Here is a 22,076-nt window from a genome sequence, read left to right as displayed (position 1 = left end):
AAAGCTTTGTTCTGTGGGTGCAGCAGCGGAGCTGATGCCAGAGGTGCGAGAGCACCTCGCAGAGAGAGAATTTCCAGAAAGCCACCTCGATTATCGACACAAATCCCTCCCCCTGAGCATTTGCGTCATCCCAGAATCACTCCCCCGAACAACATCAAGATGACGCAAATGCGAACTCCCGCACCCTCCTGAAAACTTCCCCTAAGCCAACTGGAAAAAGGGAACTATAAGTATCATTTTAACTATAAAACGACACCCCCTTACACACACCCAAAAATTCCAACAAAAACTGACAAATCTATGAACGATTCCTCTTCCCATTTAATATGATTTCGACATTCTTGTCAGTGAGAAAAATCAACTTTGAACCTGTTTTTATCAAGCCAATTTTTTTCATCTCTTATACTACTCTTATTATAAAATGGCTAAAAAAATGACCAAGCATTTTTAATGAATACTTGGTCCTAATCATCTATATGAATGTCGGTTCGCCAAATATCACAATAACGATGAAATTCAGGCCAATTAACATAGAAAAACAGCCTTGTGTTAAAGCAAAACTGTTTACCTTCTAACATATACAAGTCTTTCGTTTTTTTCCAACCCGCTCCATATCTACTACTTTTTTAATATAATCGGTTGCTAACGGGACTTTGCAAGCGGTATTTCCTACATCAACATTCACTTTTCCGATATGTTCTGCAACCTTTTTTGCCTCAGTCGATAATGCTTGAACATAGGAGCCTACAGATATGACAAAACCATTCATTACGTAGCGGACCCGGTTTCTTTCATCGTGGATAGTTGTTTTTACCTGATGGAGCAATTCGCTAATTTCGTTTAAATTTAATAAATCATCTGGTGTAATAGACAAATAATTTGCATATGTATTCCATCCGCAAACGGCAATCATTTCATCTTCAGATTTTATCCATTCTTTCGCTAGTTCCAGAGCATAGTCACTTTCCGCAGCTACTCCGGAAACGGTATATTCAGCAGGCGCATGCCAAAGTGCTTTCCTCGCCCAGTCTTGTAAAGTTTCTTTTGTCATTAATTTTGGATTGATCGAAAGACCCGCTAAATACATTGCATCATAATTCCCCGATTCATACAGAGCCAACGCCAATTCCTGATCCTTTTTCACAAATTTCACAAGTTTTTTCATATCTCCAACCTTTACCCCAAAGAGCGGCTCCACCGCCCCATGACGGATCAACGTCTTTTTCGTCTGCTCCGTCCCTAATTCTTCAAGCATTTTCATTATTTCAGTGTAGGTCATCCATCTTCCCTCCAATTTTAACAAGCTGACTTTCTATCATCATTTCATTTTTTGAAAGATCATAAACTATAATTCTTTTTTTAAAAGTAAAATCCTTCAAATCCTCACTATGACAGCGATTCCATATATAAAACTGACTCCCTTTAATTATGAGTCGTGCTTATTGACCTTCTGCATGCATTTTTTAGTTGAAGGGTGTTATGAGCATCGCTTAACTACCTTCAACACTTATTTTTCTACCCGAAGGGTATTATAAAGCTTTCTTAACTACCCTCAACACTCATCTTTCTATCCGAAGGGTGTGTTATAAAGCTTTCTTAACTACCCTCACCACTCTTTTTTCTACCCGAAGGGTGTTATAAACCTTTCTTAACTACCCTCACCACTCTTTTTTCTACCCGAAGGGTGTTATAAAGCTTTCTTAACTTCCTTAACCACTCACTTAAAAATCTAAACGGCGATATAATACTCTTTTTACTACATACAGCCCCCCAAAAGCAGCAAAAAAAACTTCCGCGCGACCTATACAACAAAAAACACCCCCCAGCCGCAGCTGAAGAGTGTTTGGTAACATGATTAGAAGTGTTTTTCTGAAACTTTGATACGATTGATGGCACGTTGAAGAGCGAGTTCAGCTCGTTTGAAGTCGACGTTGTCGCGCTTTTGGTCGTTGAGACGCTGCTCAGCACGTTCTTTGGCGCGGACGGCACGCTCGATATCAATGCTGTCTGCTTGTTCAGCTGATTGTGCTAAAATCGAGACTTTGTCAGGGCGAACTTCAAGAAAGCCGCCGCTAACTGCTACGAAATCTGTATTTCCGCCGTTTTTTAAACGGACAGCTCCAATTTGTAACGGTGCAACCATTGGAATATGGCCAGGTAAAATTCCAAGCTCACCGCTTTGAGCTTTTGTGCTTACCATTTCCACATCTGATTCATACACCGGGCCATCGGGAGTAACAACACTGACTTTAATCGTCTTCATTTTTTACCCTCCTGGACCGAAATTAGACCTCTACGCCCATGTTCTTTGCTTTCTCGATAACCTCTTCGATACGGCCGACGAGACGGAATGCATCTTCTGGAAGGTGGTCATATTTTCCTTCAAGAATTTCTTTGAAACCATTAACTGTTTCTTTAACAGGTACGTATGATCCTGGCTGACCAGTAAACTGTTCAGCAACGTGGAAGTTTTGTGATAAGAAGAACTGGATACGACGCGCACGGGCAACGATCAACTTGTCTTCGTCTGCAAGCTCATCCATACCAAGGATCGCGATAATATCTTGTAATTCTTTATAACGCTGTAATGTTTGCTGTACTTGAGTAGCCACTTGATAGTGCTCATCTCCAACAATCTCTGCTGACAATGCACGAGATGTTGAAGCTAGTGGATCCACAGCTGGATAGATACCCATCTCAGAAAGCTTACGCTCAAGGTTCGTTGTTGCATCTAAGTGAGCGAAAGTTGTTGCTGGAGCTGGATCCGTATAGTCATCGGCTGGTACGTAAATCGCTTGGATCGAAGTTACAGAACCAACGTTCGTTGAAGTAATACGTTCTTGTAATTTACCCATTTCAGTAGCAAGTGTCGGCTGATAACCTACCGCAGAAGGCATACGGCCTAATAGGGCAGAAACCTCAGAACCTGCTTGTGTGAAACGGAAGATGTTATCCATGAAGAAAAGAACGTCTTGTCCTTGGTCATCACGGAAATATTCTGCCATTGTCAGACCAGTTAAAGCAACACGCATACGTGCGCCAGGCGGCTCGTTCATCTGACCGAATACCATCGCTGTTTTCTTAATAACGCCTGAATCTGTCATTTCATGATAAAGGTCGTTACCTTCACGAGTACGCTCACCTACACCAGCGAATACGGAAATACCGCCGTGCTCTTGAGCGATGTTATTGATTAATTCCTGGATTAAAACGGTTTTACCTACACCGGCACCACCGAATAGACCGATTTTTCCACCTTTAATATATGGTGCAAGAAGGTCTACTACTTTAATTCCAGTTTCAAGAATTTCAACCTCAGTTGATAGCTGCTCGAATTTCGGCGCTTCTCTGTGGATGGAATCGCGGCGTGCTTCTGCAGGAATTGGTGCATCAAGGTCAATATTATCACCTAATACGTTAAATACACGACCAAGAGTTACGTCCCCAACAGGAACAGAAATAGGAGCACCCGTGTCTACTACTTCACTGCCGCGCGTTAAGCCGTCAGTTGAAGACATCGCAATGGTACGAACGGTATCATCACCTAAATGAAGAGCAACTTCAAGGGTTAAATTGATGTTAACTTCAGATTCGTTACGCGCTTGATTTACGATTGTCAATGCATTATAGATCTCAGGAAGCTGACCGCTTTCGAACTTTACGTCAACAACCGGACCCATAACTTGAAGAACGCGTCCTTTGTTCATCTTTTTCCCTCCTAATAAAGAAATGCGTTGGCGCCTCGCCCAAACTTAATTCGGGAGCAGATGCCAAATATATTTAAGTTAAGAAAGTGTTTTATTACTATTCTAGCGCAGCTGCTCCGCCAACGATCTCTGTGATCTCTTGCGTAATGGCTGCTTGACGAGCACGGTTGTAGCTTAGGCTTAGAGATTTAATAAGCTCATTCGCATTATCCGTGGCACTCTTCATAGCCGTCATCCTTGCGGCATGCTCAGAAGCTTTACTATCTAAAAGGGCTCCGTAAATTAAGCTTTCTGCATATTGTGGGAGCAATACTTCTAGAATTTCTTCTGCTGACGGTTCAAATTCATAAGATGTAAGCTTTGTTGAAGTTGAAATATCCGTTAAAGGAAGCAGCTTCTTCTCGGTTACATCCTGTTGAATTGCACTGACGTAGTGGTTATAGTACATATATAATTCATCAAATGTTTCATCCGTAAACATGCCAACCGTTTTGCTCGTAATATCCTTAATCTCAGCAAATTCAGGCTGATCAGCTACAGCTACAATGTCAAGAATGACATTCATACCGCGCTTTTTAAAGAAGTCACGTCCATTACGGCCGATGGCAATGATTGAATATTCATCATTTGATTTATGGCGTTGTTGAATCGTTTGGTATACATGCCTTAAAACGTTACTGTTAAAAGCTCCAGCAAGACCACGATCAGATGTGATGACTAAGTAGCCCGTTTTCTTCACTGGTCGGCTTGTTAGCATTGGATGATTTGAATCCTTGCTTCCAATTGCGATGGAGGCAGTAACCTCTTGAATTTTTTCCATGTAGGGAACGAATGATTTTGCATTCATTTCTGCACGGCTCATTTTCGCAGCAGATACCATTTGCATTGCTTTTGTAATTTGGCTCGTTTTCTTCGTAGAAGTAATACGAGTTTTTATATCACGTAATGATGCCACAGGTTCTCACCACCCTTTTTCAAAGAATGTCCAGCAGAGAGCACCTAGATATTTCCAGGCACTTTCTGCTTTCCTAATGTCAGACCCTTATAATAGAGAATTTCTATTTTTCAGATGCTGCGAATGTTTTCTTGAATTCATTGATGGCAGCACCCATATCATCATCTGCAGGAAGATCCTTTGTTGTAACGATATGGTCTAACAAATCTTTGCGGTTATGGTCTAACCATGCATGGAGCTCAGATTCGAAACGACGAATATCATGTACAGGAATATCATCTAGGAAGCCGCGAGTAAGTGCGTAAAGAATCGCAACTTGCTTCTCAACTTTTAACGGCTTGTTTAGATCCTGCTTAAGAACCTCAACTGTACGGGCACCACGGTTTAATTTCGCTTGTGTTGCTTTATCAAGGTCAGAACCGAATTGGGCAAATGATTCTAGCTCACGGTAAGAAGCAAGGTCAAGACGCAGTGTACCTGCAACCTTTTTCATCGCTTTGATTTGTGCGGATCCACCTACACGTGATACAGAAAGACCTGCATTGATCGCCGGACGTACTCCGGAGAAGAATAGATCTGACTGTAAGAAGATTTGTCCATCAGTAATGGAAATAACGTTTGTTGGGATATAAGCAGAAACGTCACCTGCTTGAGTTTCGATAAATGGCAATGCTGTGATTGAACCAGCACCTTTTGCATCACTTAATTTAGCTGCACGTTCTAACAGACGGCTGTGCAAGTAGAATACATCCCCTGGATACGCTTCACGACCTGGAGGACGGCGTAATAATAAGGAGAGCTCACGGTAAGCAGACGCTTGTTTCGTTAAGTCATCATACACAACAAGAACGTGCTTGCCGTTGTACATGAACTCTTCACCCATTGTTACCCCAGCATAAGGAGCTAAGAATAATAATGGAGCAGGCTGTGATGCAGAAGCTGTTACAACGATTGTGTAATCTAATGCACCGTTTCTGCGAAGCATTTCTACTGCATTACGAACAGTAGATTCCTTTTGTCCGATTGCCACATAGATACAAACCATGTTTTGGTCTCTTTGGTTAAGGATTGTATCGATTGCAACAGATGTTTTTCCAGTTTGACGGTCACCGATGATTAGCTCACGTTGTCCGCGTCCGATTGGCACTAATGCGTCAATCGCTTTAATTCCCGTTTGAAGCGGCTCGTGTACAGATTTACGATCCATAACACCTGGAGCATTAGCTTCAATAGGACGAGTCTTCGTTGTGTTAATTGGACCCATGCCATCAACTGGCTGTCCAAGCGGATTCACCACGCGTCCGATTAGTTCTTCTCCAACCGGAACCTCCATGATGCGTCCTGTACGGCGTACTTCATCGCCTTCACGAATTTCTGTGAAAGGTCCAAGAATAATGATACCGACGTTATTTTCTTCAAGGTTTTGTGCCATACCCATAACGCCGTTTGAAAATTCAACAAGTTCTCCAGCCATGACATTGTCGAGGCCATGAGCACGTGCGATACCGTCACCCACAGAGATAACCGTACCTACATCACTCACTTGAATTTCCGACTGATAGTTTTCGATTTGCTTTTTTATCAGCGCACTGATTTCTTCAGCTTTGATGCTCATGAGTTTCACCCCTATCTACGAATCTTAGCCTAATAATTGACGTTCTAAACGATCTAGCTTACCGCGCAAGCTGCCGTCGAAAATTCGGTTTCCGATTCGAAGCTTGATGCCGCCGAGTAAATTAGAATCTATAATATTTTCAATACGAAGTGATTTCTTTCCAACCTTAGCTGCAAAAGATGCAGATAAAGCTTCTTTTTCAGCCCCAGATAACGGGCGAATGGAATAAATAGTCGCGTCTGCAATGCCTCTTTCGTCATTTGCAAGACTTATAAAATAATCAGCCACATCGGAAATATGATCTTCACGATGGCGTTCTACTAAAATCATCAGCGTATTTAATACATAAATGTTCAATGATGCAAAAGCATCTTTAATCATTTCTTTTTTCTTCTCCATTGGAAGCTTAGGAGATTTTAAAACCGCTTTTAAGTCGGAGTTATGGTTTACTACTTTCCTAACTACACGAAGCTCTTCTTCTATTTGATCAAGAAGCTGGTGTTCATTTGCAAGCTGGAAAAGAGCCAACGCGTAGCGTTTTGCTACTGTGGAGCCTATCATCGCACTTCTCCTGCCTCTTGAATGTATTCGTTAATTAGCTTATCTTGGTCTTCCGTGCTTAGTTCCTTCTCAATCACTTTAGATGCAATTAAGACAGACAGAGAAGCTACCTGTTCGCGAATAGCTGCAACTGCTTTTTCTTTTTGCTGCTCGATTTCAAGCTTCGCAGATTCCTTAATACGATCGGATTCAGTACGAGCCGCCGTAATGATTTCTTCACGCTGCAAGTCACCTTGCTTCTTAGCGCTTTCAATTAGACCTTGCGCTTCTTCACGTGCTTGTTTAAGCAGATTTCTTTGTTCTTCTAAAAGCTTTTTCGCTTCTTGACGGCTTTGTTCAGCTGCTTCAATCTCACCTGCTACATGCTCTTCACGCTGCTTCATGATGCCCATTAAAGGACCCCAGGCAAACTTCTTAAGCAGAGCCAGTAAAACAATAAACATCACAAGCTGGAATAAAATATCTCCGCCGTTAAAAGCAACTCCTAATACTAAACTGCTATTTAACACCTTCGATTCACTCCCTTCAAGAGTCTCTCAAGTTTCTGTGTATATGAAAACGAATTTTTCAGGAATATAGACATAAAGGAAAGGCGAAGGTTCTCATAGAATGATCTTCGCCATTTTGGAACATTTTAACTCGTTATTAGCCGCCAATAACCATGAACGCGATAACTACCGCGATGATAGGAATCGCCTCTACTAACGCAACCCCGATGAACATTGTTGTTTGAAGCATACCGCGTGCTTCTGGCTGACGAGCGATACCTTCTACTGTTCTTGAAACGATAAGACCGTTACCGATACCGGCACCTAGTGCTGCTAAACCGATTGCGATTGCTGCTGCTATAAGACCCATTATTAAGTTCCTCCTTAAAATTGTATAAATATTTTTTTGTTTATTCGTGTTTGTTCATAATGATGAACAGGTATATATATTAATGGTCCGAGCTCACTTTGTGAGCTAAATAAACCATTGTTAACATTGTAAAGATAAATGCCTGAATGGCGCCAATGAAAACAGAGAACCCTTGCCAAGCAAGCGTTGGGATGATGGCTCCAATATGACCCCAAAATCCGGTTGCCAGACCTCCAGCAAGAAGCCCAAGCAAAATTTCACCCGCAAAAATGTTACCATAAAGACGCAAACCAAGTGTCAAGGTATTGGCAAATTCCTCAATAATTTTAAGAGGAAATAAAAACGGCATCGGTCTTACAAAATCACGTCCGTATTCCTTAATACCCTTGATTTTAATGCCATAATAATGTGAAAGGGCAACAACCATCGTTGCTAAAGTTAGGGTAATAACCGGATCAGCTGTAGGAGATTTCCACCATAAATAATCATTAATGACAACTGAAAACGGAAGCCCTAAAAAGTTGGATATAGCGATATACATAAGTAAAGTAATTCCTAATATATGGAATCTACCGCCAGTTTTCCAATCCATCGTACTATTGACAATTCCTTTGACAAAATCCATGATCCACTCGAAGAAGTTCTGCATTCCGGTTGGTTTCATGGCTAAACGACGGGTGGAAAGAAGTGCAATGATGAATACAACAGCACTTGCAATTGTGATCATCAAAACGTTTGCCAAGTTAAATGATAAGCCCATAAACTCACCTATAGGAGCTTCATGATGCATATGTGTTTCACCTCTCTTCCCCACTATTTACGTAAATGAAAAGATTGAAGAAAATAATCTATCATAATGACAATATAGGCTGTCATTAATCCAAAAACTACGCTAATCAGGTGCAGATTTTCCGGATACTTCATCGCGATCATCACCGCTAAAACGGCCGATGCCATCCTGGAAACCATCCCTAAGGAACGCACCTTTCCTCCCTTTTCCACCGCTTGTCCGAACTTATCAACCCTTCTCGCCATCAGCCACAAATTAAATAAGCTTAAGGATGTTCCTAAGATAAGCCCTAGGAAAATAGATTGATAAGAGGTAAATCCCCAGCCAAGAACATAAATGGACAACAGTAAAAATATGTATTTTCGTTGCCTAATGAACATCAATTTAAATTCCGGCATGGTCTTTTATTCTCCTGTGAAAAAATGTTGAATTAATCTAGTCATAGCAAAAATTCCTGTTGCTAAGCCGAGAAATAATCCTATAATAAGGAATAGCGGTTCAGTATCTGCCTTACTGTCTAGCCATCTTCCTACAAAAATACCAATTAAGACAGATCCGACTAATTGTGAAAGAATAGCAGACATTAAACCCATTGCGATAAATGGACTGCGATTTTTTTGACGCATGAAAACGCATCCTCTCCATATAAGAGAACGGTAAGCGAATCACTAAAAAAGTCAATAATAACGGGATCCATGACTGCTTTTTCATTTTGAAAACCCTGCCATTTACACCCTTTGTAAGCATACAATAGGCACTTGTCAATGTCAATGTGTTTGTAGTGAAAAAAGTCACATTGAAAATGATGGAAATATGGTATGTTCACACAATTATCACAATTTAATTTTCGCAAAATCTATTGACAAAAAGAGCGCACTTTTGTTACGCTCTTTTTATTTAGCTATTTTGCACAACCAATTGTCCATTCGGCTGAATGAAAAGATATGACTCAATGGAATCTTCTTTTCCCGCCTTTTTGGCAAAAACCTTGATCAGATACAGACCTGGGTCCGGAAGCTGTTGACTGTCGATTTCCTGTAAAAGCTGCCCTTTTCCAACGTTCCTTTTCCAGTCTAAAAATCCAATAAAGCGAAGACTTTCTGCTTCAAACATCGCAATCCCGAACTCCTCCGCTCCTCCTGGCAAATACACTTCATAGCGATACACGTCCTTTTTATCCCCTTTTCCTAAACCAAATCCCATCACCCGCGGATAATTAGGTTCCTCAAGGACATAAAGATATGGCAGGTTGATTGTTTGTGAACCCGCATTTAATATAATATTGCCATCATATATCTTTTTGTTTAGCAGCTCCGGATCTACAGAAAGCTTGATTTCCACTCTCTTTTTCTCACCTGGCTTTAAAAAGAAGGATAAAGGAAATTTCCAGCTCAGGCCATTTTCGGCAGGCGGGATCGAAAATGAATAGGATTGACCTTTTGTTCCGATATTTTTGATCGTCACATAGCTTGAGTGCTCATGCAGGCTGTCAGCGAGTTGAAACTTCCCGAATTGAAGGGATCCCGGCGTAGCCAACGTATTGGTTTTTAGTGCCCGTTCGATTTGAATTCTCCCGGAGCCTTGCTCGAATGTCCGGTACAGCTTTCCTTTTTGATTGAAAATGGGTTTTGCGGTATTCATAAGAGCAGCTTTAATTTCCTCAGGACCCCAGTCTGGATGGGCTTGCTTAATTAATGCACAGGCTCCCGCTACATGTGGTGCCGCCATGCTCGTACCTTGTAAAGGCAAATACCCGCCAGGTACAGTGCTGTTAATCGCGACCCCTGGCGCAACCACATCAGGTTTTATTTCCCATGTGGAGGTCACAGGACCGCGGGAGCTAAAGTCAGCAAGAATATCCTTTTCCTCAATAATATGAGTTCTGGCAAATACTTTGTTTTTAGCTATTTCTCTTTTTACTTTTTCACCGTTCGCTTTTGACAGGGCCGTGACAGGAATCGAAACATCCGTCTCTAAGTTGCCAAAAAAGGCACCTTTCGTATTATTGTAAATAATGACAGCAACGGCACCTGCTTCATAGGCATTTATCGCTTTTTCTGTAAAAGTAAGTTCTCCTCTTTCCAGGAGCACAATTTTACCCTTTGCCTCCTTTAATTCTTCCTTTTTCCCTAATCCTGCTTTGATGATTTCATAGGATTTATTAAAATCCCACTCTTCAGATCCTTGAAGAGGCTCGAGTCTTAACCTCTGGCCGGCAATATCTATATATGGAATGTTTAAGGAAGGGGTCGAAGCACCAACTGAGATTGCTTTGGAGGCTGTGCCGGGCGAACCGACTGTCCAGCTATTCGGGCCCGAATTTCCCGAAGACGTTACAGCCGTAATCCCCTTTTCCACTGCTTTATTTAAAGCTAGGCTTATCGGAAGATCAGGACCGTTCACATTATTTCCGAGCGATAGGTTTAGAACATCCACCTTATCCTTTATGGCACGATCAATGGCTGCTATCACCTGCTCAGTGGTTCCGCTCCCCCCTGGCCCAAGTGCCCGGTAGGCAATAATGGTGGCCTCCGGTGCAACCCCGCGAATTTTTCCGTTTGCGGCAATGATCCCCGCAACATGCGTCCCATGGAGGGTGCCCTCCCCTTGCGAAGACAGAGTTTCCATCGGATCGTTGTCCCCATCAACTAAATCAAAACCGCCCCCATAATTGACCCTTAAGTCTGGGTGGGTATAATCGATCCCTGTGTCAATCACGCCCACCTTAACGCCTTTTCCCGTTAATCGCCGATTCTTGGCATCAAAAAAGCCCCTGACCTCTTCTCCTCCAATCATTTTCACACTTTCGTCCGCATGAACCTTATAGGTATTAACGGGGGAAGCCATTTTTGCACCAGCTATCTTGGAAAGCTGATCAATATCCGCCTGCATGCCTTTTACCGAAAATCCGTGAAAAGCGTATTTGTAAATATGCCGTAATTCCAACTTAGGTATAGATTGGATGAGCTTTTTGATTTCCTGCTCGCTTTTTTCTTTTTCCAGAATGATGATGGATACCTTTTTGTCCTGTGAAGATTCCATTGGGATGGGAGGGTGATGCAGTGTTTGTGCATATGCGGTTGATTGGAACAATAGCATGAACATGAGAGGTAAGAAAATGTTTTGTTTTTTCATATGACATCACCCTTTTTTCATAGGGTTTTCTTTATAGAGGGGAAATATGCGGGGGATTGTTGGGAGTTTGGTGAGGGATTAGTGTTTTTCTCGAGACTTAAACAAAACTCTTACATTGAACACTCCTATGTTTAGTGATTTCCTAATAAAAAACTGGCCCTTTATCAGGACCAGTTTAATCACTATTAATTAGGCTTATATTCTTCTGGATGATCGGCTAAATTCTCGATTCAGCCCCATCGCCAAACAGATTTACAGCCTCGTCCATTTTACAATAGGCAATTTAATAGCACGTCTTCAAAAAGAAGCTTTACTTCGTTCCAAACAATCGATCTCCTGCATCCCCTAGTCCAGGAACGATATAGCCGTGGTCATTTAACTTTTCATCTAGGGCTGCGATATAAATATCTACATCCGGGTGAGCTTGTTGAAGCGCCTCGACTCCTTCTGGTGCCGCAACTAGGCACATGAATTTAATATGGGTTGCGCCACGCTTTTTCAAGGAATTTATGGCTTCAATAGCGGACCCGCCTGTCGCAAGCATTGGGTCAATGACGATGAAGTCTCTTTCTTCCACATCGCTAGGCAGTTTCACATAATACTCTACCGGCTGCAATGTTTTTGGGTCGCGGTATAACCCAACATGGCCGACCTTTGCAGCAGGGATTAGCTTTAAGATTCCATCGACCATTCCAATTCCTGCACGAAGAATAGGGATGATCCCAATCTTTTTCCCAGAAAGGACCTTTGATTTTGTCATGCTAATCGGCGTCTCGATTTCAACCTCTTCTAATGACATATCTCTCGTAATTTCAAACGCCATTAAAGTGGCTACTTCATCAACAAGCTCGCGGAAATCCTTCGTCCCTGTAGATTTGTCGCGAATGTATGTAAGTTTATGCTGGATTAGTGGATGATCAAATACGTATACTTTTGCCATGTAAAAATCTCTCCTTTTTTATTTTAGACATGCTCCTATAAATGAAGAATCTTCCTTACAACCTCCCGAAAAAATCTTTCCATTTCTCCAATAGGGTTAGCAACAATAAGGAAGCTATTCTATCTTCGACATTTTTCTTCATCTTGCACTTCGTCTAATTTTACAGAAAAACTTTTCACACGGCAACTTTGATTCTAAATTGTTATGGAACTTTCATAATATGAGTAGAATCAATCGGGGATTAGCAGGTTTTTGAAATTGGCTGACAAAGTAACGAATCTGCTGATAATCTTTCTTTTTGCTGAAAAAGCAGCCAATCTTGGTGATAAACTATCATAATGGGCTAAAAAAATCCGTTTCAACCGCTTTCCCCTTGGATTTAATCACCAAAAAAGGCCAGACCCATTACAATAGGATCTGACCCGAGCTTTTTATAGATTAATATTCAGGATATAATGTAAAGTTGCTTGTTAAAGCTTCTACACGATTTCTAGCTTCCTCAAGCTTGCCTTCGTCCTCGTGGTTTTTCAATGTAAGAGCAATAATGGATGCAATCTCTTGCATTTCTTTTTCCCCGAATCCGCGAGATGTTACGGCAGCTGTACCGATGCGGATACCGCTAGTTACGAATGGGCTCTCTGGATCGAATGGAATTGTATTCTTGTTCACAGTGATGCCGATTTCATCAAGAACATGTTCAGCAATTTTTCCTGTTAGGCCTAGTGAACGCAAATCAATTAGCAATAAATGATTGTCTGTTCCGCCAGAAACAAGGTTGATTCCTTCTTTTTGAAGAGATTCCCCAAGAAGCTTCGCATTAGAAATGATATTGCCTGCATATGTTTTAAAGTCATCCTGAAGCGCTTCGCCAAATGAAACAGCTTTCGCCGCAATCACATGCATTAATGGACCGCCTTGAATGCCAGGGAAGATGGATTTATCAATTTTCTTCGCGTATTCTTCTTTACAAAGAATCATACCGCCGCGTGGGCCGCGAAGAGTTTTATGAGTAGTTGTCGTAACAAAATCTGCATAAGGAACTGGGTTTTGATGTAAGCCAGCTGCTACAAGACCAGCGATGTGAGCCATATCCACCATTAAAATAGCTCCCACTTCATCAGCGATTTCACGGAAACGTTTAAAATCAATCGCACGTGGATAAGCACTTGCACCCGCAACGATTAGCTTCGGTTTGTGTTCGCGTGCTTTTTCAAGAACCACATCATAATCGATCATTTGAGTCTTTTCGTCAACACCGTACTCAACAAAATTGTATAGAACTCCACTGAAGTTTACAGGGCTGCCATGTGTTAAGTGACCGCCATGAGATAGATTCATACCAAGAACCGTATCGCCTGGCTCTAAAATAGTGAAGTAAACAGCCATGTTCGCTTGGGCACCAGAGTGCGGCTGTACATTCACATGCTCAGCTCCGAAAATTTCCTTCGCACGGTCACGAGCTAAATTCTCCACAACATCAACATGCTCGCATCCGCCATAATAGCGGCGGCCTGGATAGCCTTCTGCATATTTATTTGTTAGCACAGATCCTTGTGCTTCCATAACTGCTTCACTCACAAAGTTCTCAGAAGCGATTAATTCAATTTTTGATCTTTGTCGTCCTAACTCATCTTGAATGGATTTGAAAACTAGCTCATCTTGCTTTGCTAAATGCTTCATCTAGCAGGCCTCCCTTTTCCTTCATCTATTTTCAAAAAAATATATACACTCTACCATTTTTGAAAATTCTATTATATATTATCACGTTTTGTTTGTGAAAAGAAGATTATATATTCTTTAGCAATTTAAAAAGGGAAAGCACTGCATGATGTAATACTTTCCTTTTGTAAAGAAACCACAATACCCTTATTGGCATGATTCATTTTCCGCTTTTCTCTCGTATACCGCTCTTACACCGCCGATCAGCTTCGGTCTCGTTTTAGCTAATGTTACATGCGCATCACCAACCGATTTCTGAGCAGTTCTAATTGGAACAGCCACATGCTTCATATGCATGCCGATGAAAGTATCGCCGATATCGATTCCCGCATCCGCCTTAATATGTTCGACCATAACCGGATCCTCGAAATGCTCAAACGCATACGTTGCCATAGCTCCGCCAGCCGTACGAACCGGAACCACGGTTACTTCATCAAGACTATTCCGCTCCGCTGTTTGCCTCTCGATAACTAAAGCGCGGTTCAAATGTTCACAGCATTGAAAGGCGAGAGCCACACCCGTTTTTTCACTAAAGCTTTTTAGTTTTGAAAAAATCATTTCGGCTACCTGTTCAGTACCAGCCGTTCCGATTCTCTTCCCTGCCACCTCACTTGTGCTGCAGCCGATCACAAAAATATGCCGCTGATCAAGGGACACTTGCTCACTAAAATCTTGAATAATATCTGTTAGCTGTTTTTCCCAAACTTGAATCAATTCCGTCATAAAAAGCTCACCCTTTCGGAAGCTTCGTTTTTTATTTTTGATAAAACAGGCCTTAACCTCAGCTGTTGAATGTTCTGGACAGGTTTCAGCGTTTTTCCAAGAACCTGTCCAATAAATCAAGGTTCATGGACAGTTTTCAGCGTTTTTCCAAGAACCTGTCCAACAAATCAACATTCTTGGACAGCTTTCTATCCTTTTCCAAGAACCTGTCCAACAAATCAAGGTTCTTGGACAGCTTTCTATGTTTTTCCGAAAACCTGTCCAATAAATCGAGGTTCATGGACAGCTTTCTATGTTTTTCCGAAAACCTGTCCAATAAATCAAGGTTCATGGACAGCTTTCAATGATTCCTCCGAGAACCTGTCCAACAAGTCAAGCTTTCTGTACAGGTTTCAGCGTTTTCCAGAGAACCTGTCCAATAACCGGAAGCTTCACCTTATTTATTTTCGTAATCCTTAATTTTTCCAACGCGGTTTTCGTGGCGTCCGCCTTCGTATTCCGTTGTCAGCCATACCTTCGCAATTTCACGTGCCAGCCCTGGACCAATGACGCGTTCCCCCATTGCCAGCATATTGCTGTCATTATGTTCACGTGTTGCCTTCGCACTGAAGGTATCATGAACGAGTGCACAGCGGATGCCCTTCACCTTATTTGCTGCAATGCTCATCCCGATTCCAGTTCCGCAAACAAGAATCCCTTTATCAAACTCACCTTTCGCTACCTTTTCAGCAACAGGCAATGCATAATCCGGATAATCCACAGATGTTTCGCAATCACAGCCAAAGTCCTCAAATTCAATGCCCATTTCTGTCATGAGCCCTTTAATTTCCTCGCGAATTTGAATGCCGCCATGATCTGATGCAATTGCTACCTTCATATATAATCCTCCTATTTATCAGAAACACTAATTTTTTTAAGTATACTGTTATTTTGACATAAGAAATGAGAAGTGTGCAAGGGGACGATTTTGTGGGAGTAGTTAAAAAGAGAGCCCTCCTGAAACAGAAGACTCTCCACTACTAAATTTGAAATCTCGTAATTGTATTCTTTAATTTTTCTGCTTGTTCCTTTAGTTCATTGGCTAGATTTTCGACATTCGACATGACTTCGTTTTGCTGGTCTGTGGCTGTTGCCACTTCCTGAGCACCTGCAGAGGTTTCTTCTGCAATCGCTGCTACCTCTTGAGATTGTGTGGATGTATGTTGAATGCTTTCCATTTGACGGTCGACCAAATCGGTAATGGCTGAAACGAAGGAAGCCATTTCGTTGACGGTTTTCGTCATTTCCTCGATGACTATATTCGTTTCTGTCCCTTTTTTCGCTTCATTGTTAGCGGTCTCGACTTGCTCAGAAATTTGCTTAACGACATTTTGAACCTCAGCTTGGATATTCGAAATTAATTCAGAAATTCCTTGAACCGCGGTTGCACTTTCGTCAGCTAACTTTCTTACTTCCTCCGCGACAACGGCAAACCCTTTCCCATGCTCCCCGGCACGCGCTGCTTCAATGGAAGCATTTAGGGCAAGTAGATTCGTCTGAGCGGCAATGTCACCGACAAGCTGAATAATCTGCTCTACTTTTCTAGCATTCTCCTCTAAACGAATAACCGTTTGCAGAGATTCCTGATTTTCATTGGCAAGCTTTTCAATGCCTGATACGAGAGAATGAATCACCTTTTTCGAATCATGAAGATCCTGAACCATTTCACTCGAAACGGATACAGAAGCTCTCGCTTTCTCTTGAACCTCTTCCGCGATGCTAATTACATCTTCAACTAGTTCCGCAGTAGACTGAATCGCAATCGCTGAATTGTCAGCTCCAAGTGAGATTTCATTGATCGTTCGAGCAATGGAATTAGCTTGCTCTGCCGCATAAGAGGATTCCTTGGAAATCGCGATTACCTTATCATTCGTTTCGCGAAAGTTCTCATCAATTTTTTGAACCATTTCCCTTAAATTCGCAAGCATGTCATTAAAGGCAACCCCAAGTGAGCGAATTTCATCATCAGATTTCGCTAACTCCACATCCTCTTGAATATCCCCTTGCGCAGCTTTTAATGCCATTTTCTCTAGCTTTTGCAATGGCTTTATAATGAAGCCCGCAGCAAAAAAGGCCAAAATCGCCGACCAAATAATGCCTAAGCTTAATGTAATAACGCTGAAAAGGACCTCATTAAAAGGCAATGAATTTTTGATCATTGGGTATAGGAAATAAATAAAGAATGCACTTGTTGAATACGTAATGATGGCTAAAATTGTAATAAAACATACAAGTTTCTTTCTCAACCCAAATTTGTATCTTTGCTTTTCCCCCATTATGCTCCCCCTGAAAAAAATATTTGCTTTATAATTTTTTTATTATTTCCGATAAAGCTATTTTCATCTCATCGAAGGTTTTTCGATACATTTCAACGGGACCCCCGAAAGGATCTATGATATCCAGGTCCCCATCATTTCCGGCAAATTCCTTCAACGTAAATGTTTTTCCCGAGGCATTTGGAAACATCCGAGTGACTGCGGCCTTATGGCTTTCCGTCATGGTCAAAATACAGCTTGTCCAATTCACTAGGCTTTCGTTGATCATGGCAGCTTGATGATCCAAGTCGATTCCTTCTTCCGCCAGAACCGTTCGTGTATGTTCGGACGCATCGCTTCCATCTTGAGCATAAACGCCTGCAGATTTCACCTCTACACCAGAAATCCCCATATTCCTCAAAATGGCCTCAGCCATCGGGCTCCGACATGTGTTCCCCGTGCACACAAATAAAATTCGAGTCATAGCTGCGCCTCCTTTCATTCCATTATAAGCCAAAGTTCCCAGATTCAATAGTATTGTATGTGAAAAATTTTTATAATAATTAGAAAAACTATACTCTGAACGGGGCTATGTTAGCTTTTGGCGTCTTCACCCCTCAATACGCTTACATTGAATGACCCTATGTTAGTGTTTTGAGACTTCATCCCTCCAAACGCTTACATAGAACACTCCTATGTTAGCTTTTTTTCGCTTTATCCATCTAAACACTTACATTGAACGGACTAATGTAAGCCTTTCTCGACTTTATCCTTCCAAACGCTTATAATGTAAAATCTTTTTTGGGAGACAACAAATAAGAAAGGATAGTCACCATCCTTTCCGAAAAGATTGTTTATCAAATCCGTACACGAATCCGCAGCGCTGCTCCCTACCCCAATAGAAGCTTAATCCCAAACGCAAAAAGAATGCTTCCGCCAAGGGCTTCACTATAAGTGCCGAGCCAGCCCTGGACCTTTCTGCCTACGAGCAGGCCGAGCCACGTTAGGACGGTAGCGGTTACGCCGAAGCTTGTCAAAACTAACAACGTTTTGGCCCCGTAAATTCCTAGGGTTAAGCTAACAGAAAAGCTGTCTAAGCTTACGCTGAAACCAAAGAGCATTAAGCCTAGTCCCACTGGCGTAATCATGCTGCTTTTTTCCTTCTGGAATCCTGACCAGACCATTTGTATACCTAATATGAGCAGGAGCCCGCCGCCGACATAGGTGGCAATGGCACCGAATTTTTCTGATAACAATCTCCCTGCAATTATTCCAAAGAGAGGCATCCAAACATGGAAAAAGCCGATGGTCATTCCAATTTTGAATATTTGTCTAAGGCGGAGCTTATACATGCCCATCCCCAAGCCCACTGAAAAAGCATCCATCGCTAGAGCGAATGCCATAATCGTAAGTGTTAGTATTTCTCCGAATAAACCTGCCATCATTTCTCCTCCTTGGACTTGCTATTTCAACATATGCATGTCCAAGTGGATTTAGAATCGAAAAGCGATAAAAGCTTGGGAATCCTCCTCAATAACAAGGGTCCTGACCATAGCCTCCTAAAAAAAGCGGGACTAGTAACCCTTATCAGCGAACAATAGGTCAGTTCCCCGAACCAAAATGGACCGAGTGACCCAACCTAGCGAGGGGTTAGGCCATATCCCCCGGGGAAAAATAGACCCCATGACTACAAAAAAATGAGACGAGGTCCTATCCCTCATCCCATTAAATAACGCGATGCCCCGCTGCCTTCAAAAGGCGGTTCATGACGGCAACGCCGACTCCTTCATTCGGGAACATTTCGCTATAGATAATATCTGCGTTTGTATTGTTGAATTTCCTTAATGCTTCATATAAATAGCTCGCAACGGTTTCAAGATTTTCCCGTTGTCCACAAGGTACGACATAGTCCGCTTGATAGAAGGCTTGGTTTTCCACAGTTGTTAACACCCCAACGGTCAACCCCTCCTCCTTCTTCTTATCCACAAGCGTTTGGATAAACTCTCTTGATCCATCCACTAAATATAGCGGTGCATCTGGAGCATAGTGGCGGTATTTCATTCCCGGAGATTTCGGCGCCTGACCTGCATCCAGGAGCGCTGCATCAACGGACACTTCACCAATCACGGCTTCTATCTGTTCCTTTGTCACTGCACCCGGCCGCAAAATAACGGGGATTTCTTCTGTGCAATCCAATACGGTCGATTCCAGACCCACACCCGTTTGACCACCGTCCACAATTCCCGCAATCTTCCCGTTTAGGTCCTCCCACACATGCTCAGCGGTTGTCGGACTTGGCTTTCCTGAGCGATTTGCACTCGGTGCGGCAATCGGAAGGCCCGATCTCTTCAGGATGGCTAACGCAACAGGATGATCCGGCATACGAACAGCAACTGTGGATAAGCCTGCTGTCGCCTGATCTGAAAGCATTCCCTCTTTCTTTTTAAAAATAAGGGTAAGCGGACCTGGCCAGAATTCCTTTATCAACAGCTTAGCCTGATCTGATATGTCCTCCGCAAAATCATTAAGCTGTTGGTCCTCCGCAATGTGGATAATCAGTGGATTATCACTCGGTCTTCCTTTGGCTGCAAAAATTTTCGCTACAGCCTCGCTATTTTCCGCGTTTCCACCCAAGCCGTAAACCGTTTCTGTCGGGAATGCTACAACTTCATTATTTTTTAAAAGGTCAGCAACCTGTGCGATTTGTGGATAACTTTCGAGATCATCCACATATTTATCCACTGACCATCTTTTCGTATTCATAATGCTCCACCTTCTTTTGGCACCTTAATATCGTAAAAAAAATCCTTTGTTTACTTGTTTTATATGTTAATTACTTTTGAAAGTATAAAAGAAGATGGAGGATAACTCAAGTATTATCCACAATTTGTGGATAGATAACTCGAATTTGTGCATAACTTCGCCAATATATCCACATTTTACAGGGATAATGTCAAAAAGAATGAGTTGTCCACAGTTAAAATATGTTTTACATGATCGGATTCATAGAGCTCCTGTGGCAAACTCAGCTTATTCACTTCTTTAAAACCTAACAGCTGAAAAAAGGCCAGCGAGGTTTTTTTATTGGAGGAGAGGTAAAGAGATTGCAACTTCCTGTCTCTTGCTAACATTAGGATCTGCTCGAAAAGGACGAATAGCTCGTTTTCAGACATATCCTTTGCCATGGCAAGAGAGCGGAGCAATCCCCTTGTCCCTAATGGCTCAATCCCAAGCGTGGCTTTCACATTCCCTTGATCATTCTCCATGATTAAAAAATAATCGATGGATTCCGCTAGTCCATCTGTATTAAGTTTCGCCTCTGCCAAAAAACTTGTTAATCTCTCAACATCCTCCGCCACTGCACATCTTATGAAAGCCGCCATCGTTCCACCTCGTTCATCATATTCTATTAGTAAATTTCATCCCATTCTGTTCTATTAAGTATGTAGAAACTTACTATATTCATATGAAAAAATAGAGATAGTAGAACTGCTTCTGTGGAAAATAAAATTGTCGTTAACAAGTCTTTATGTGCAAAAAAATCATATTTTTGAACAGATACCCAGTTCCTTATCCGAAAATTTTCTCCCAAAGCTCGACTAAGAAAAATTTAACTTTCACAGGCTGTTCGTCCTCTTCCGTATAGACTGGAGGTGTCTTCTCTTCTTTCTCCTGCTTGTTTTCTGCGGCCGCCGCTTCTTTCGTTCCATCTTCTTCAAATCCATCACTTACCGCTACCCCATTTGAGAAATCGAGGAAGCAAAGCGGCGGGAATAATACGCACCACCAGTTAGCTCCTTGCGCGTCACCAAGTGAAATCAGGATGGCTTCATATTCACCTGCTGGATAAAGGAATTGCCCGTAAAGCTTCGTTGGAAAGTCTACCTTGCCGAAATTCACCTTAACCTCTTGTTCTGATTGGTTTTCCGCTGCCACTTCTTCTGCGATTGCTTGAATTTCTGGCAGCTTGGATCGAAGTAAACTTCTTGCCTCATCAATAGATGTTAATTCTGCTACCCATTTAGTAATTTCCTCATTCACCGCGTCTCTCACCTGACGCTTTAGTACTTGATCAGCTTCTCTATCACTATTTGCTAGAATTCTTAAACGTATCGCCTCATTTGGAATGACAAGCTGATCTTCCGCCAATGTGTCACTTTGTGGTATATATAAACTTAAAATAGTTCCAATACATAAGATAATCATATATAAATTTACCGCTGTTTTTGTTTTCATATTCTCCACGCCCCTTCACTAACTCATTGTGGTCAAGGAGCCGAAATCTTAAACTAGTAAAATTAAAAAATTTACTTAAAACATCAGCAAAAAAATAACATTTTTCAGACACAGAAAAAGGGATTGACGAATGATTGTGTGAAGACTATATTTTGTTTGATAGGGAAATGATTAACCATAGATGGGGATTCTTTCATTCTATTAAAATTTTATCTCAACCGATTTAGAAGGGATTATCCCTCGGGCCAACGACTTTTTAATTAAGCCATATAAGCTTATCGAGCTATCGGAAGCGACCCATCAAACCCTGCTGAAAACCGGTAAAAAGGGACAAATTTTAGTGCCTGAAGAACAGAAGACATAAATCAAGGAGCCCTTAGAATTTTTCTAAGGGCTTTTGATTTGGGATTGTGCTGATTTTTTGGGATAGCGTTACTCTGGGCCTTTATGGTGAGAGTTTTGGGCTTGGACTGGCAGAAACACTCACTATGGAGACTTCATGACGAGCGTTTTGACCTTGGACTGGCAGAAACACTCACTATG

General features: G+C 41.9%; 22 protein-coding genes and 1 pseudogene. All 23 read right to left on the bottom strand.

All coding sequences use genetic code 11. From position 1 onward, the window contains the following. Nucleotides 1-571 precede the first annotated feature (571 nt). Nucleotides 572-1,279, bottom strand: coding sequence for a DNA alkylation repair protein (locus V7164_RS05965; protein WP_335353628.1), 708 nt, complete (start codon nt 1,277-1,279; stop codon nt 572-574). Nucleotides 1,280-1,855: 576 nt separating this feature from the next. After that, on the bottom strand, nt 1,856-2,263 hold the full coding sequence (locus V7164_RS05960; RefSeq protein WP_335344861.1) for a F0F1 ATP synthase subunit epsilon: 408 nt from the start codon (nt 2,261-2,263) through the stop codon (nt 1,856-1,858). A 22-nt stretch (nt 2,264-2,285) separates the two neighbouring features. After that, nucleotides 2,286-3,707 (bottom strand): F0F1 ATP synthase subunit beta, encoded by a 1,422-nt coding sequence (atpD, locus tag V7164_RS05955; RefSeq protein WP_335353627.1) that lies wholly within the window; start codon nt 3,705-3,707, stop codon nt 2,286-2,288. Nucleotides 3,708-3,804: 97 nt separating this feature from the next. Continuing rightward, complete coding sequence (locus V7164_RS05950) at nt 3,805-4,662, bottom strand: F0F1 ATP synthase subunit gamma (protein ID WP_335353626.1); 858 nt, start codon at nt 4,660-4,662, stop codon at nt 3,805-3,807. A 103-nt stretch (nt 4,663-4,765) separates the two neighbouring features. Beyond that, nucleotides 4,766-6,277: a F0F1 ATP synthase subunit alpha gene (gene atpA / locus V7164_RS05945; protein WP_335344858.1), complete on the bottom strand. Its 1,512-nt coding sequence runs from the start codon at nt 6,275-6,277 to the stop codon at nt 4,766-4,768. A gap of 24 nt (nt 6,278-6,301) precedes the next feature. Further along, the gene (locus tag V7164_RS05940) at nt 6,302-6,838 is read right to left on the bottom strand and encodes a F0F1 ATP synthase subunit delta (protein ID WP_335353625.1); all 537 of its coding nucleotides are present in this window, start codon (nt 6,836-6,838) and stop codon (nt 6,302-6,304) included. After that, the gene (atpF, locus tag V7164_RS05935) at nt 6,835-7,347 is read right to left on the bottom strand and encodes a F0F1 ATP synthase subunit B (RefSeq protein ID WP_335353624.1); all 513 of its coding nucleotides are present in this window, start codon (nt 7,345-7,347) and stop codon (nt 6,835-6,837) included. Before atpF ends, V7164_RS05940 begins: the two co-directional genes overlap by 4 nt. A gap of 136 nt (nt 7,348-7,483) precedes the next feature. After that, complete coding sequence (atpE, locus tag V7164_RS05930; RefSeq protein ID WP_019153961.1) at nt 7,484-7,696, bottom strand: F0F1 ATP synthase subunit C; 213 nt, start codon at nt 7,694-7,696, stop codon at nt 7,484-7,486. Between the two features lie 79 nt (nt 7,697-7,775). Then, a complete protein-coding gene (atpB, locus tag V7164_RS05925; RefSeq protein WP_335344855.1) occupies nt 7,776-8,486 on the bottom strand; it encodes a F0F1 ATP synthase subunit A in 711 nt (236 codons plus the stop codon). A 23-nt stretch (nt 8,487-8,509) separates the two neighbouring features. Beyond that, entirely contained in the window at nt 8,510-8,884 is a 375-nt protein-coding gene (locus V7164_RS05920) for an ATP synthase subunit I (protein WP_335353623.1), read from the bottom strand. Between the two features lie 6 nt (nt 8,885-8,890). Continuing rightward, nucleotides 8,891-9,112 carry an AtpZ/AtpI family protein gene (locus tag V7164_RS05915; protein WP_335344853.1) on the bottom strand — a complete coding sequence of 74 codons (222 nt, stop codon included), beginning with the start codon at nt 9,110-9,112 and terminating at the stop codon, nt 8,891-8,893. Nucleotides 9,113-9,383: 271 nt separating this feature from the next. Next, nucleotides 9,384-11,621 carry a S8 family serine peptidase gene (locus V7164_RS05910; RefSeq protein ID WP_335353622.1) on the bottom strand — a complete coding sequence of 746 codons (2,238 nt, stop codon included), beginning with the start codon at nt 11,619-11,621 and terminating at the stop codon, nt 9,384-9,386. Between the two features lie 310 nt (nt 11,622-11,931). Next, nucleotides 11,932-12,561, bottom strand: a complete 630-nt coding sequence (upp, locus tag V7164_RS05905; protein ID WP_335344851.1) for a uracil phosphoribosyltransferase — start codon at nt 12,559-12,561, stop codon at nt 11,932-11,934. A gap of 438 nt (nt 12,562-12,999) precedes the next feature. Continuing rightward, entirely contained in the window at nt 13,000-14,241 is a 1,242-nt protein-coding gene (gene glyA, locus V7164_RS05900) for a serine hydroxymethyltransferase (protein ID WP_335353621.1), read from the bottom strand. Between the two features lie 186 nt (nt 14,242-14,427). Next, complete coding sequence (locus V7164_RS05895) at nt 14,428-15,003, bottom strand: TIGR01440 family protein (RefSeq protein ID WP_335353620.1); 576 nt, start codon at nt 15,001-15,003, stop codon at nt 14,428-14,430. 436 nt (nt 15,004-15,439) lie between these two features. Beyond that, nucleotides 15,440-15,880 (bottom strand): ribose 5-phosphate isomerase B, encoded by a 441-nt coding sequence (rpiB, locus tag V7164_RS05890; protein ID WP_335344848.1) that lies wholly within the window; start codon nt 15,878-15,880, stop codon nt 15,440-15,442. Nucleotides 15,881-16,022: 142 nt separating this feature from the next. Beyond that, nucleotides 16,023-16,949: a methyl-accepting chemotaxis protein gene (locus V7164_RS05885; RefSeq protein ID WP_438824090.1), complete on the bottom strand. Its 927-nt coding sequence runs from the start codon at nt 16,947-16,949 to the stop codon at nt 16,023-16,025. A gap of 12 nt (nt 16,950-16,961) precedes the next feature. Next, nucleotides 16,962-17,201, bottom strand: a pseudogene (locus tag V7164_RS25655) (HAMP domain-containing protein); the annotation flags it as partial. Nucleotides 17,202-17,346: 145 nt separating this feature from the next. After that, nucleotides 17,347-17,781 carry a low molecular weight protein arginine phosphatase gene (locus V7164_RS05880; protein WP_335344846.1) on the bottom strand — a complete coding sequence of 145 codons (435 nt, stop codon included), beginning with the start codon at nt 17,779-17,781 and terminating at the stop codon, nt 17,347-17,349. A gap of 406 nt (nt 17,782-18,187) precedes the next feature. After that, nucleotides 18,188-18,739 carry a manganese efflux pump MntP gene (locus V7164_RS05875; protein WP_335353652.1) on the bottom strand — a complete coding sequence of 184 codons (552 nt, stop codon included), beginning with the start codon at nt 18,737-18,739 and terminating at the stop codon, nt 18,188-18,190. A gap of 283 nt (nt 18,740-19,022) precedes the next feature. Beyond that, nucleotides 19,023-20,060, bottom strand: a complete 1,038-nt coding sequence (locus V7164_RS05870; RefSeq protein WP_335353619.1) for an L-threonylcarbamoyladenylate synthase — start codon at nt 20,058-20,060, stop codon at nt 19,023-19,025. A gap of 176 nt (nt 20,061-20,236) precedes the next feature. Beyond that, on the bottom strand, nt 20,237-20,680 hold the full coding sequence (locus V7164_RS05865; protein WP_335353618.1) for a GNAT family N-acetyltransferase: 444 nt from the start codon (nt 20,678-20,680) through the stop codon (nt 20,237-20,239). 187 nt (nt 20,681-20,867) lie between these two features. Then, a complete protein-coding gene (spoIIR, locus tag V7164_RS05860; protein WP_335353617.1) occupies nt 20,868-21,533 on the bottom strand; it encodes a stage II sporulation protein R in 666 nt (221 codons plus the stop codon). Between the last annotated feature and the right edge of the window lie 543 nt (nt 21,534-22,076).

It is taken from the genome of Bacillus sp. JJ1474 (assembly GCF_036965225.1).
Lineage (GTDB): Bacteria > Bacillota > Bacilli > Bacillales > Cytobacillaceae > Cytobacillus.
The sequence above is the reverse complement of the archived record's forward strand: the minus strand, read 5'-3'. Positions and strand labels throughout refer to the sequence as shown.